This is a genomic window from Elizabethkingia occulta, from assembly GCF_002023715.1.
In the GTDB taxonomy this organism is placed as follows: Bacteria; Bacteroidota; Bacteroidia; order Flavobacteriales; family Weeksellaceae; genus Elizabethkingia; species Elizabethkingia occulta.
The window spans coordinates 268,596-282,556 of the sequence record NZ_MAHX01000013.1 but is presented as its reverse complement, the minus strand read 5'-3'; the positions used below and the strand labels follow the sequence as shown (position 1 = coordinate 282,556).

Annotated in this window: 13 protein-coding genes; all 13 read right to left on the bottom strand. The window is 36.5% G+C overall.

All coding sequences use genetic code 11. The annotated features are described in order from the left end of the window. Positions 1 to 690, bottom strand: a complete 690-nt coding sequence (locus tag BAZ10_RS07725) for a hypothetical protein (RefSeq protein ID WP_078771572.1) — start codon at positions 688 to 690, stop codon at positions 1 to 3. 11 nt (positions 691 to 701) lie between these two features. Further along, complete coding sequence (locus tag BAZ10_RS19440) at positions 702 to 1,586, bottom strand: M23 family metallopeptidase (protein WP_078771571.1); 885 nt, start codon at positions 1,584 to 1,586, stop codon at positions 702 to 704. 2 nt (positions 1,587 to 1,588) lie between these two features. Then, positions 1,589 to 3,577 (bottom strand): type IV secretory system conjugative DNA transfer family protein, encoded by a 1,989-nt coding sequence (locus BAZ10_RS07715; protein WP_078771570.1) that lies wholly within the window; start codon positions 3,575 to 3,577, stop codon positions 1,589 to 1,591. A 71-nt stretch (positions 3,578 to 3,648) separates the two neighbouring features. Then, entirely contained in the window at positions 3,649 to 4,518 is an 870-nt protein-coding gene (locus BAZ10_RS07710; RefSeq protein ID WP_078771569.1) for a DUF4138 domain-containing protein, read from the bottom strand. A 4-nt stretch (positions 4,519 to 4,522) separates the two neighbouring features. Continuing rightward, a complete protein-coding gene (traM, locus tag BAZ10_RS07705; protein WP_078771841.1) occupies positions 4,523 to 5,737 on the bottom strand; it encodes a conjugative transposon protein TraM in 1,215 nt (404 codons plus the stop codon). A 34-nt stretch (positions 5,738 to 5,771) separates the two neighbouring features. Then, positions 5,772 to 6,128 (bottom strand): hypothetical protein, encoded by a 357-nt coding sequence (locus tag BAZ10_RS07700; RefSeq protein ID WP_078771568.1) that lies wholly within the window; start codon positions 6,126 to 6,128, stop codon positions 5,772 to 5,774. Between the two features lie 2 nt (positions 6,129 to 6,130). Then, positions 6,131 to 6,745 carry a conjugative transposon protein TraK gene (gene traK / locus BAZ10_RS07695; RefSeq protein WP_078771567.1) on the bottom strand — a complete coding sequence of 205 codons (615 nt, stop codon included), beginning with the start codon at positions 6,743 to 6,745 and terminating at the stop codon, positions 6,131 to 6,133. A 41-nt stretch (positions 6,746 to 6,786) separates the two neighbouring features. Beyond that, positions 6,787 to 8,022 (bottom strand): hypothetical protein, encoded by a 1,236-nt coding sequence (locus BAZ10_RS07690; RefSeq protein ID WP_078771566.1) that lies wholly within the window; start codon positions 8,020 to 8,022, stop codon positions 6,787 to 6,789. 2 nt (positions 8,023 to 8,024) lie between these two features. Next, positions 8,025 to 8,855: a hypothetical protein gene (locus BAZ10_RS07685; protein ID WP_078771565.1), complete on the bottom strand. Its 831-nt coding sequence runs from the start codon at positions 8,853 to 8,855 to the stop codon at positions 8,025 to 8,027. A 3-nt stretch (positions 8,856 to 8,858) separates the two neighbouring features. Then, on the bottom strand, positions 8,859 to 9,527 hold the full coding sequence (locus BAZ10_RS07680) for a hypothetical protein (RefSeq protein ID WP_078771564.1): 669 nt from the start codon (positions 9,525 to 9,527) through the stop codon (positions 8,859 to 8,861). Between the two features lie 11 nt (positions 9,528 to 9,538). Continuing rightward, positions 9,539 to 10,225, bottom strand: a complete 687-nt coding sequence (locus BAZ10_RS07675) for a hypothetical protein (protein WP_078771563.1) — start codon at positions 10,223 to 10,225, stop codon at positions 9,539 to 9,541. Positions 10,226 to 10,235: 10 nt separating this feature from the next. After that, on the bottom strand, positions 10,236 to 10,889 hold the full coding sequence (locus BAZ10_RS07670) for a hypothetical protein (protein ID WP_078771562.1): 654 nt from the start codon (positions 10,887 to 10,889) through the stop codon (positions 10,236 to 10,238). Next, the gene (locus tag BAZ10_RS07665) at positions 10,876 to 13,956 is read right to left on the bottom strand and encodes a TraG family conjugative transposon ATPase (RefSeq protein ID WP_078771561.1); all 3,081 of its coding nucleotides are present in this window, start codon (positions 13,954 to 13,956) and stop codon (positions 10,876 to 10,878) included. Before BAZ10_RS07665 ends, BAZ10_RS07670 begins: the two co-directional genes overlap by 14 nt. Between the last annotated feature and the right edge of the window lie 5 nt (positions 13,957 to 13,961).

Genomic DNA, 13,961 nt, shown 5'->3' with positions numbered 1-13,961 from the left:
TTATCTTCTAAAACCCCTTTTTTCATCCCTCTCCTGCTGCTGTTCTTCTCTCATTCGGTTACCATCCTGGTAGAGATCAGGATCGTTTACATTCAACTGAACATCCGATTTTTCCTGTTTTTGAAAAATCCCATCAACAATATCTATCTCTCTTGATACTATATTCAGATCACGGGAAATCTCTTTTGCGATTTCAGGTGGAAATCCTAGTTCTAACTTATCCTGAATAAATGCTTTAAGCTTTAATAACTCATTTTTGTAGCGACCAAGTTCCTGAGCATCCTTTTTATCTGCAATAATGGCAGTAAGCTCAGTAGCATGTCCAATCAAATCAAACTCAAATACTTTATCTGTTTCTTCATCAAAGACAAAAGCCTTCTTTTCAAGTCCCAGAAACCCCAAAGGCAATTTATTTGAGACTTCCTTTATATCAGTGTATTCAATTCTCTTTTCACTGTTTTTAAGGAGTTCCGAAAGATTTTTATCACGTTCTAAAAAAATGACATTAAGCCTACTATTATTCTCAACGAGCTGAAAAGTGGCTCTTTTTTTATCATTGTCTGCAACGATCGTATATCCTTGTAAAAACCTCTGAATATCTTCAGGACTTAATTTTTTGGAAAATGTATTGTCCTGGTCAATAATTCCATATTTCTTGAGTTCATCTGTGGGTAAATTATTATTTTTCATTTTTAATCTATTTAGTAGGGTTTGTATAATGCTGTACTGGTATTAGGATAGGTTATCATAAGGTTATTGACTTTTATTAAATCATTTAGAAAATCAGCTGGGTTGATACTTTGCCCGAATTCTTTTACCGAAAAATGTAAATGTGGGCCTGTAGAATTTCCGGTATTTCCACTCTTTCCAATGATAAATCCGGCTTTCACGGGCTCTCCGACTTTGTAATAGACTTCCGATAAGTGCAGATAAGCCGTTTCAAAGCGGTTAAAGTGCCGTATCTTAATATAGTTACCACCGCCACCAGGGTCCCAGCCACTGGCCGTTACAACTCCATCCATTACAGCATATATATTTTCATAATAAGCTTTTAAATCAATGCCTCCATGCATTCTCTTCGTACCGAAAATAGGATGTACCCTTGTTCCATAAGGAGATGTGATACTCATTGTATTACGCAGAGGCATTACAATTTTTGATAATTGTTCTTTAGGCTCTTCCACAAAGTCATATAAAGCACCGGGGGAGTGATTTTTTAAATCCTCTCTTTTTTTCTCATATCTAAGCTGAGTCACCAGAAGTAAAGAATCTTTTATCCTTTGAATGTCTCTTCTGGAATTGTTTATGTGGCTGTATTCTTTCAACAGTATTTTTAAAGAATCGAGTTCATTCTTCAGATCCGATTTGGTTGTCGTATTGAAGATGTTTTTCCAAAAGCTTTTTCCATTTTTTTTATTTAGCTGCTCATCCTCTTTTTCCGTTTCAGTCATCTTCGGGCTTTCAGGCTTCCTAGGCTGTGAAGGTGAAAGTGTGTTAAATTGGGCAAACATAAAGCTGCTTATTAACAGGAAAATGGGTAAAACCATCTTGTAACGTCTGCCACTTATTATTTTAGTCTGTACCATAATTATGCTTTTACTAATTCTCTGACGATTAATTCCACTTCTTTATTGATTTTTCTAAAATTGGTCATCAGGACCTCCTCTTTACGGTTAACTCCTGCTTTATCTACAAAAGAATAGTAAGTCGGCATAGGCGGAAGTTCCGCTTCCTCTTTTTTAATACTTTTCATATCCAGGTTAATTTTGCCATTCACCGCAGAAGTTTTGTATTCTTCGGTATTATTTTCTTCACCCTGAGCAATAATCCCAACCATTTCCCCGGTTTTAAGTGTTGCTATTTTTCCTGCGGGAATCATAAAATCCATTTTCTCATTGATACTGGTGGTTGTTCCTTGTTGAGAGATTGATTGGGAGTATGATTTCTGTTTTATTTTACCAAAAAGCTTTTCAAGCCAGTCCAATGTATTTTTATCCCTTACGGAACCTGAGAGAATATTTCCGACAATGGCAGAAATAGTATCTGCTACTTCCTTCTTGTAAAACTGGCGAAGCTGTGGAAGTTCCTGAAGACCTAGCATTACAGCAACCCTGTTACTTCTTGCTGTGGCAACCACATTATCAATTTTATGAATGTAAATCGTCGGAAACTCATCAGCAATAATACCTCCCGGTAGATTGTTTTTGGAGTTTATTAAACGTAGTGTCCTGTTGAGTACCGAAGAATACAAGGCTGAATTAATATCCTGAGTTCCCGGATCTGAAGCCAGAATAATAATGGAAGGATTATTCCTGTCTGTCATTTTTAATTCCACTTCATCACCTGAAAACACCCAAAAACTCTCTTTGGTAGCCAATCTGGATAAAAATATCTTCAATGTTCCCACCTGCCCTTCCAATTGATCAAAAGCCTTATTTTCATAAGCTGACTTAAAAGGTGAGAGCAAAGAATACAGTTCTTCATGGGTGAAAAGCGTATCAAAAATTTCCTTATAACTACGGTTCATAAAAGAAAGAATATGAGGTAGATCCGAATACTTTCCGTTTTCGTAAGTAGCAAAAAAATAAATACAGGAGGAAAGAAAATTAATGGCTGATTGTGTGAAGAAAGCATCCGAACCACCTCCGGAACTTGTATTTCCTTTTTGTAAAGAAGATACCATCGCTTCTGCCATTTCCTGAGCTTCAGCCAAGGTTTTTATATATTCTTTTTTAAAAGGGTTAGCCCTTCTTGATTTTTCAACTTCATTAAGATTGATAACGTGAAAACTATAATTATAACCAGAATCTTTACTCTTCTTAAGCAGATAATGGTAATAGGCAATCTGTCCCAGATCAGGAAACTTAAAATCATAAATCATAAGACAAAATCCTTTGGCTATCATCTGTCTGATAGCGGGATTGATTACGCCAAAAGATTTACCTGAGCCAGGAACGCCAATTACCATTGTCCCGCGAAATGGATCGATATTTATCCATCCCTCATGCTTTTTGCCTCCATACCAAAATATATAGGGAATATTGACACTGGTATCGGATTGTACAAGCTCTTGATTTTGATCAAAAGACTCTTCTTCCACATTCCATCTATCTTTTCCCATTTTCTGCTGCATCAGTTTGGAAATACTATCGGCTCCCATCTGAAGGATCACTGCTCCGAGAAAAGAAAGAAAAGCATAAACAACCTGATAAAGATTCATTCCGGGAAAGATTTTAGGTAGTGCAGAATCTCTAGCTTCTTTTTGCCAAACCAAAGAAGAAAACATCATCACAAGACCCAGCACCATAGGAGCAACTATCTCTATAGCAATATTTAAATCTTTCTTTTTCTTGGCTTTTGTACCGATGGCTACCAATCCTATCAGAATAAGTGTGGCAAATTTGGCATTGACAGGAGGATAAATAAAGCTCATCTTAGAAAAGTTCCTGAGCAAATTTGAGAGTACAGGAATATCTGCGTGCAGATAAAATAGTGATGCACAATCCAACGCAACTATGGCATATACTACTTTTTGCAGAAATCCATATATTTTAATCTGATGCTGCTGTTCTTGCATTTATACTATTTTTGAATATTATTATTTATTCTAAATGGAAGCGGAACTTCCGCTGGAGGCCGAACTTCAGCTTAGAAGGTGTCGGCTTTAAGAATATCCGAGTAGTTGATTTTCATTTCCAGAGTTCTTCCAGAAAGCTGCTCTTCTACCAGGCGAATCATCATCACTTTAGAATTCGGGTAAGTAAATTTTTTAAACACATAAATATTCCGGAAATTTTTCCTAAAATATTTTTGGGTATTCAGCTGAAAAATCGGAGTCAGTTCAATGCTCTGATTATTGGTAGCCTTATGAATCTGCTTATCTTCTACAGAAAATTTCAAAGCTTCAATGTCATAGCCCAAATTGGAGTTGTTTTTAAGGGTCATATCCAAGAAAATGTAATCACTCATAACATAGACATTATTGAGCTGGACACTGAGCCTAAGGTTTTTCTCTTCCCGAATCGGATCTTTTTCTGATTTTGTCTGAATAATATTCAACGCAAATTTTCTAAGCTCAAAATTGGAAAACATCATTTTATTGAACTCTATAGGCTGCATTGCCTCAGGTTGAATATGAACATTGGTAACAGTGCTCCTAGTTTCAGAATTCTTGTAAACTGCTTTATATTGGGCAATAAAAGACTGTGCTACTACCGTGACAATACCAATTTGATCTCCATTACTGTGTACAGATAGGTCTTTATTTCCCTCTTTATCGGTCGCATTTGACTTATCTGTAATTTTGACTCTGGCAATATGACTCAATGGTAAATCACCTGTCAGCTGCTGAGTGGAAAGATCAACATATTGGATGGGTTCCGGAGAAATTAGATGAAGACTGATTCCTTCGGTAATGTCTATTTCCGGTAAATCTGAAATAATCTGCTGCTTTGTAGCGGTTTGTGCAGTAAAAAATTGAGCTATGAAAATAAGTAACGTATATAATAGAGCTTTCATCTGTTTATTTTTTTTGTTGATTTTGTGAATCTTTCATTTGTTTTTCATCAATCAGAAATACCTGTGAGCCATATTTTAATTTGGCTTTATTGGTTTTAATCAGATTGGCAATGGACTTTGAAGTAGAGGTAAATAACTTGGAGCCTATACTGGTGAAAAATCCCTGTCCGCCCATATCCATCTGTGTTCCTTGTACAGAGTTACTTCCCATTTCCCGGATCATATCCCGGAAAACGCTCTCCGGTACATACAGACCTTTCATTCCATCAACATCGTAAATAGATAAATTGACAGGATAAATTTCTCCTTTAATGAATGCAGAAACTATAGTAAGATTCACCCTTTGCATTGAGAATCCTGAGATTTGGCCATACAGTATAGAACCTTTCTCTAGTCTTTTATTTCCAACGAAAATATCCTCTAAAAGTCTCAGCCGGATTCTGCTGCCTAAATAACCTTTGTTATTTTCGTCAATGACAGCTTTGATAAAACTGTTTTCTCTTTCTCTATAAAAAGCATTGAACTCACTGTTTATCCCTGATTTGCTGACATTGAATGTTGAATTAAGGAATTCTTCAAGCTTTTCCTTACTAGCTTTTAGCTTTTCTTCAGCCATCAGCTTATTTTGATATTCAGGATCTCGTGATTTTTCTAAAGAATCCATCACCAGCATCTGTTGTTTCAGGTATTTAGCCGGATCAGGAGCCTGTGCTCTATTTAAGGGTTTTGTTCCAGTACTTTCCATAGGACTACTGCTTTCTCCTCTTCCATAGGATTTATCGTTCAGCATTCGGATAATTTCCGAAGACCTTTTATAGTCTCTGTCATTATTTTGCTCTTGCTTGGGATTATCGTAAGAGGATGAATTTCCTTTGGATGAGTACTCGTTTTGTCTTTTAGATAAGCTTTTAAGTGAATCTATTTTTCTTTTTTGAGCTAATGATAACTGGTCTTCATAGTGTAATAGACTATCCTTCTCTTTGTCAAGCCCTTCCAGCATTGTTCTGTTATCCTCTTTTTTGAAAAATGCATCATAAGCATCATTTTTACTCATAATAGAATCCTTAGATTCACCAAGGGAAAGAGAAAGCTCTTTGGGTTTATCCTTAGGAGGCTCCTTTTGGGTAAACCCAGCTCCCACATAAGCAAAAAGAAGTAGGAATGGCAAAGCCAAAAGAGGCAGCACATATTTTTTTTCCTTAAAATTCAGTTTTTTCATTGAGTTTCGATTTTTAGATAAATTGCCCCCGGTGCTACCGGTCATTTTTTAATTGCTGATATTGGTTAAACAAATATTCAATTCTCAGGCTGTCCTGTTTTTGCAGTTGTTTCCCGTCTCTTTTCACTTTTAAAATTTTAAGCTCTTCCACAATCTTTTTCATTTCTTTTTCATTGTTTACATTAGGATTCTGGGGCATCTGACTTTTGGAATAAAGAGAGGGAGGCTTAATTTTAAATACCGTTCCCCCCAAGGGAAAGAAAATGCCCTGAATCAGAGAACCTACAAAGGACACTGAGAGAAAAATCATCGAATAGGTAAAAAACTTTTTAGGATGATGGACTATCCAGTCCAGGCATTTCTGCCTTGTTTGTTTAAATAAAGAGTTCATGGCTAATACGAATTTTTAGTTTGATTAGAAATGTCTTCATTATCGATGATACGCCAGTTTCTGAGGATCACACCATGTGGGTTGTTAGGACTGCGGATGAGATCTTCAAAAAAACCCTCAGTGATTAATTTTCGGGTAATAATAGATGACTTTCTGGTAATCATCTGTTTTCCAAAAAAAATGAATTTCTTTTGCTCCGGATTTAGGGTTATCGAATCCGTATGGATACTAACCATTGAACTCGAAGCTATAATCTGGTTATAAAAACCTTTTTCCCTTAAATTGGTGTATTCTTTCTTTCCACTGTCATCAATCAGATAAAGGGATTTCTGAATATTGTCCTTGATATAGGCATCGTCAGGAGCCAACGTGAAAAATAATCTGTGAAAAAGTTCGATCTGAGCTTTATATTCAACGGGTCTGTTGAGCAAAACATCGGTTTGCTTGGCCAAAACCGGAACGCCATTATCCAGTATGTAAATGGATTTTCTGGAATCTTCAATGATTCTATAAGCAAAGAAAAAACCTCCTATAACAATGAAAACAGCAAAAGCAATACTCGCCAGAGAAACAATCTTGTTAATCTTTATTCTTTGTTCAATATTTTTGATAAGCATTTTTATTTTAGGAATTAGAAATTAGACACTAAGGATTTTATTTATTTTCCACTTTTCATGGCTCTGTTTACTCTACCGGATGCAGAGCCTGCCGCAGCAGATTTTGCAGCCGCTACACCTCCCGTTTTAGCAGCTAGTATTGCCGTTTTTACAGTACTTACCATTTTACCAGCTGCATTTTTCATTTTGGTCATTACCCCTGCTCCTCCCGCCGTTACAATCGTATCAGCAATTGTCGGAGTCATTAAAACACCAATTCCCGTAACGATGTAGGCGACACATGTAAAAAGCTGATTATAGATCATTCCTGAATTATTAATGTAAACCATTAGGGCATCTAAATTGGTAACAGTACCATCTGTTAAAAGCGTATTGTAGCGGTCTATTTCCATAGTATAACCGGAAGCAATGAGTTGCTGACCTATATTGATAATAGTATAAGCAACGAAAGTGTATAGATTAATGTTGATGAATTTAGAAACCCAACTGTATAAAGAGTTTTCAAATCCCGGAACAAGAGCCATTCCCACAGCAATAGGTCCTAAAATAATGAGTATATAAGCCCAGATCTTCTGAATAAAGAAAATAAGGTAGACACAAATCCGAAGAATGGAGAGGCATATAAACTCAATGACTTCAGCTACTAATTTTTGCATCTGAAATTGCATTCTGATCTGCCATTCCTTAATAGGCTGGATCAGTTTATCCAATCCGTCACTAATATCAAACCAGGAATCATCTGCATCTTTACCGGCATTTTCAATAACCTCCTGCTTGGCATCTTCACTGGCTTTGAGTTTTATTACAGCATCCAATAATTGCTGCTGCTTCTTGAACCTTTCAACTCTTAAGTCATTGACCTCAGATTCTATATCACTAAAAATAGCGACTCCCGGTTCTGCAATAGCTTCAAAGGGAGCTTGAATCAAATTCACAAATCCTGTCCAGTAGATTAGGGTAAATCCAATCAAAACAGGTTTTAGCATAGGCGTAATTTCCCATTCCCTGTCTCCGGCGGCCATTTGCCATCCCATATACCCCAGATACATCAAAGCACCTAGTCCGCCTATAGCCTTTCCAACCAGTGCAGCATCATTTGCACTATCCTGAACACTGGTATCGAGCTTTGTAAACACTTCCATAAACCATTTTTCAAAAGCACCATCACCTTTTAAAAACTGAAGTAAATTACTGTAATCACTGTCTGTTTGAGCAAAGCCCATTACTGGTAGTACTATTGCCAGTAAACAACAAAATAAGGTTAGCTTTCTATTCATATTTAATATCGGTGTTTGTATTGTTGCATTATACGCTCAGCACGCTGCTTATCTGATACCGGAGTCCAGCTCGAAGGCAATGCAGAAGGAGAATAATCTTTCAAAATATTTTTATAGTCCAGAAGCAGGGTCGTCTTATTATTTTGCTTTCTTAATTCCTGCACAAATTTCCTCCACCGTAAGAGTGTTTCGTGGTACATCATAAAGCGTTTCCCCCTTGGCATATCCATAGACCGGGACATAGCATATTTCTCTTTAATAAGATCAAGTTCCTCCTGAAGCCTTTTTAATGTTCCTGTAGTATGAAGTGCCAGGTAAGCCTCCTGATTTTTCAACCGCCACTGCATAAAATTTTGTGGCGTATCAGGAAATTCTGTGATTGGCTTTAACATCCGCTTGTAATACAAGAGCCATAACGGATCAGCATCTACAGTAACACTTGTCCAATGCGCAAAATCCTGAACGCTCCTTTTGTAAATGGTATCGGAGGCTGCCTTTATTTTTTTAGCCTCTTCTTCTTCGTATTTCAATTGAGCAAATCGCTGATTCTGTACTCCTGTAGGCTTTAATGGTCTTATGTCCTCTCCATCCTTATAATCTCTATTGATATTAGGAGCCCACATACCCCATACCGTGGCATAAGCAAAATTGGTTTGAATCCCTAAAAAATATTTAGGATAGGGGCGCCAGTCTCCCCAGCTTTCAAAAACCATTCTTTTATGCTGGGCAACAATGGCCGGATCATTCAGACGCTTTACGCTTACTTGTGCAAAAACGCCCATAGTTATAAACAAGAATGAAAAGCCTATTAATTTTCTGAATTGATATTTCATCGTTTAATTAAATATGTATTTATATTTTTGAATAATATCTCCCACAATCGCTCTGTCGACATTAATGTAATTCCTAAGGACAGGGACCTGATAGAGATAAGGGATCTTCTTAGCATTCTCTAAGCGTAAAATGATATAGAGAATATTACCATTGATGTTTCTAACCCTTGTAAATACCTTTTCCAATAGCATTTCTCGATCCATAGCATCCATCAAAAAGTCTTTGTTTTCATTTAATATATCCGCCGATATTTCCTGCTTAAGCTTTAGCAACTGTTCTCCTATTGCGCTATAATATTTTGAAACTAAAACCGCGTATTCAGGGTGTTGTATCGATAAATCCAGCATTTTGTTAGAATTGTTCCCTATTTTTCCTAAATACTGATAGAGATAGATGAGTTTTTTACTCTGAGTAAGGGCTGAATTAACATTTTTCAGCTGCTGATAGATGTACTCTTGAATGGCGATCACTTGTGCGGTCTTATTTTTAATCTCATTATAGAGCTCATTCTGCTTTTCATAAGAGTCTAAAAACACCTGTTCACTTCCCAATCGAACACCATGATTTACCGTCAGTTGGGATAAAAGTTTATCATTGATAACTATTTGCTGACTTCTTACCATAGTGGAAGAAAATGCCAGAATTCCTAAAATAAATATTCTTCTATTCATCTCTTTCTTATTTAAAAGGATTTGATATTTTTCATGATATTTTCCACAACCTGCCTGTCCCTGTTGACATAATATTGGAAAGCTCTCTTGTTTCTTAGGACTTTAGCCTTAATGTCACGTATTTTTAAAAGCATGTGGGTAGAATTCCTGCTAAGGGTTTTCACCTCTCCTAAAGCATAGTCCAATAAAATTTTACGTTCCGATTTTTCCATTTGATTGATCGCTCCGTAAGAGAGGATAATTCCTGTAATCAGGCGGGTCACCATTTGCAGATCATCCACATACTGTACTCCGGAAGGTAAAACCGTTATTATGGAATAAGGTGCTGTACTCAATTCATCAATAATTAAAGTCTGGTTTTGAGTAATTTTCTTAACCTCCCTGCTCATCGCTACTCCGGTTGGAATGGCCTGAAGAGCAAATGAAACAACCCTTAGCCTATCCTGTATTTTAGTAACCTTATCCTTAAAGCTATTCCATTCATTTCTGTTGGTACTCTCAATACCAGCATTCAAAGCCTGATTCTTTCGCATTTCCTTTTGTCTGTCATGCTCTTTCATCGTAGCATTAATTTCTATATTCATCATCGGAAAAGAAACATTTTCTTTCTGCCAGGCAGGTGTTGAGCTCCCACCGGAAGAAGTAATTATGATGTAAACCGTCGAAATAAATAAGCTTAGAAAAATTTTCTTTTTCATTGTATGGTTTTTAAAAATTCCGTTTGTATCGGTTCATAATGTCTTCAACAATAGCCTTATCCGTATTGATATATCCGGCAAAAGGATTAATGGAATTCCAAAAGCCCAGTCTATTGGCCTTTTCTAGTCTCAGCTTTATGGCCAGAAGCCACAGCTTTAGACTTTTTACATTTCCCGAAATATTATGCAGAATTTTATAGCGATCACCTGCAGTAGCAAGATTAAGCTCTCCCGAAGAAAGAATATCCGATACATCTGTTACGATTTTCAAACTTTGCTCATACGTTTTTTGAGATGCTTTAGTTCCAAAAATGGCATATTGAGGATGTGCGGAAGCCAGTTGCACCACATCAGAAGAATATTTATAGCACTTATTTAGTTCTGAATAAATTTCTTTTACCTGAAGTCCATTTTGTAAGGTCCCTGAAACTTCTTTTAAGCCTTTAAGTATTCTATTCTGAATATCATTAGCTGCCACTATCTGGGTTCCTACCCACATTTGTGCATCTTTCAACTTGGAAGTTTCCTCTATGACTTCATTCTGTTTGGCTTTCAGGTTTTCTGAATATAGGATCATCGCTGCTGTTACCGTAGGATCTATATAAGTATTTTGGGCATATAGTAAGCTTCCGAATCCTAAAAAAAATAAACTAAACTTTTTCATACTCATAGACTTCTCTGTTAACTAATTCTGAAAAACTGATGTCATCATCTTCTAATTCCTGAGAAATGATTTTGAAGATATTTTTACCGATATTTTCCTTCCTGTTCTTAAACTCATGATAGAACCTAAGAACCTTCTGATCTAAAGGTCTTTTATACAGATTTACTAAAGAAACCATACTTCCCATATCATCCCCGAAGTTTTTCACCTGTTCTACAAAAATCTCCAGAGCTTTATCATAGTTCTCATACTTTTGCACATAGTATTCAACAGCAGATTTTTCAGGCTTTTCTGTAGTGTAGGTTAAATACTGCTCAAGGGATACCTCGTTGCCATATACTTCTCCTTTAGAACCTCGTTTCAAATAAAATTCCTTGAAACGGCTTCGTCCCTGCTTATTATTTAAGTTGTTAATGGTAAAAATTTTGTTCTGCTCTACTTTATTCAAGGATAATAAAGCCGCTATACGATCAAAATTGTCCTTGAACTTGGTCTGATCCAGAAGGATAAACGTATCTGAATTATTGATAATACTGTCTTTTACAACAGCATTTCCGATAATATCATCCAGTTCCTGGGTGACCACTACCGCTTCTCCCCAGAATTTCCTTACAGTTTTGTAGAGATATAAAATATATCCACCCATTAATTTTGATGCAATCGCCTTCCACGCTTCTTCGATTATAAGGGCTTTACGACGATCTTTCCTGAGTCGCATTTTCTGGATGAAAGTATCCATAATGATAAGTGTTACAATGGGAAAAAGCTTGGGATTATCTTTCACATTATCAATTTCGAATACAATAAAAGGCTCATCAAATAGCGTATTGTCTGCACTTTCATTGAGTGTGGTTTCATATCTTCCACCTTTGTAAAAATCCCTTAGAACAAACAGGAAGGTCCTTAAATTAAATTCTCTTTCCGTAATTCTGTGCTTTTTATTACCAAGGTAAAGAGGTAGAAATTTATCGCAATACTCATAGAATCCATTAAAGGAAAGCTCTCTTGTATTGAGCCTTTCTTCCAATTCTTTAATCTTTCTAATGAGAGTATTTTTAAAAGATTCATTCCACTCCTTCGGATCTTTAGGCTTGTTTATAATTTCATGTGCCTGAAGAATCATCATCAGGGTTTCATTATAAGCTCTGCGCTTTTCTTCACTACTCAAAGTTTCATAAGCCTCATAGACTTTATAGAATTTTTCACTGTCATAATCAGGATTATTCATGTTTTTATCCGGATGATATTCAATCGCCAGTTTTCTAAAAGCTTCTTTGATTTCATCTGAATCGGAATCGAAAGTTATTCCCAGTACATCATAATAGCTATGTCTCTCCGCCATTCCTTCCTCATACTCTGCAAGAATATCTTCTTCATGAATATTATATTTACTTAAGTAGAGCATTAATTCTTCAGAACTTTTATGCTTATACCACTCTGTACCGGAGTTGAAATAAGTATGATAATAAGACATCAGGACATTGTCCAATATCGATTTCTGTGCAGAGGTCATCATGGCATCCGGTCCTTGCCAGATTAGAAAGATCAGATTGGTCAAAAATTCTATTTTTTCAATATTGAATTCTTTCTTATCCATCAGAAAAGGATTCATCGTAATCGGCTTTTCCTCGGTATACTGAATGTATCGACCACCTTTGTACATACATGTTCCCGAGTAGGAATCTCCTGTATCTACGATCACAACATCATAATTATAGGTGAGATACTGCTCCACGATATTATTCATCAAAAAACTCTTGCCTGATCCGCTGGGTCCCAGCACAAACTTATTTCGGTTATTGATTCTTCCGATCTTCATCGGTAAATCCGCAGGATCAACTTTTATGGGAACCCCCTGTCTGTCGGTAAATCTTAGGTAGAAGCTACTTTCTTCACTCAAAGGGTAGCTTTCTTTTAAAAAAAAACAAAGCGCAGCTTCGCTTGTCGTCATAAACAGATCATATTCCCTAAGCTCTGTAGCATTACCTGGAAGAGCTGCCCTGAAAAGCTCAAGCTGATTGTAGGCATTTTTCGAAACAATAATCCCCTTGGTGAATAGTCTATTCTCAATCATGGACTGGATATTTTCCATTTTTTCCAGCGTAGGCGCAGAAAACAAAATGGAAAAATGGGCATTGACAACTAACTGCCCATCTATAGCTATATTATGAAGCAAAGTCTGAATCTCATCAGCAATAATGGCGTTGGAAGGAGAATTGTTAGCAGCACCTTCGTGCTTTTTCTTCTTTTTATCAAGTTCCCTTTGCTGCTGTGCCTGATGTGGAATGGTAATGACCTGGTTGTAGATAATCGTTTCGTAATCTTCCAACTCACCTATAAAAGTGAAATTATCTACTGCCGTTTCTCCGGCAGCTCCGTTTCCTCCCAGTATGGAAAAAGGTTCTATTTCAGAGGGTAAATCAATCTTTTCAACATCGACATAAGAAATATTCTTAACAAACCTGCTTCCTATTTGCAAATACTCCTCAGTACTTTTAATATTATCATAAGTCGGAGTATCTGTAGGCTGCATGGTTAGAACTCCGGACAGGTAATATTCAAAATCTTTTTCAAATAGGAACTCAGGTTCACAGTTATTTTGCTTTAAAAGCATATAGACCTTTTGACATTTATCCCGAAGCTCTTTATAGCTTTTTTCTGAGAACGCTGAGATTCGGCTTCCATTTTTCTTTATTTTGTCATTAATAATATCTGTAAACAGAAGTACAGTTTCAATGGTTTTGAAAAGTCTGCCGTCAAAATGCTCAGAGTATTTCTGTTGCAAAAACTGATTAGATTTCTCAGCTGTGTATCTTTTTTTGGCGAAAATATCAAGCTTTTGAACAATTCTTCCTTCTCCGATAATGGATACTACCTGATTCAAAACCGTATGGAAATGGAGATAATGATCCGGATCAGCGGAGTACTGTTCCACCATATTTCTAAGCCTGATACCTATAATAGGATTTCCATACTGCCCGAAAAGAACATCAAAACCCCAATCATAATTTTCCCCATAATCATAGCCGATGAAAGGAATAGTAAATGCTTGTTTTTTGGTTTTCATACGGA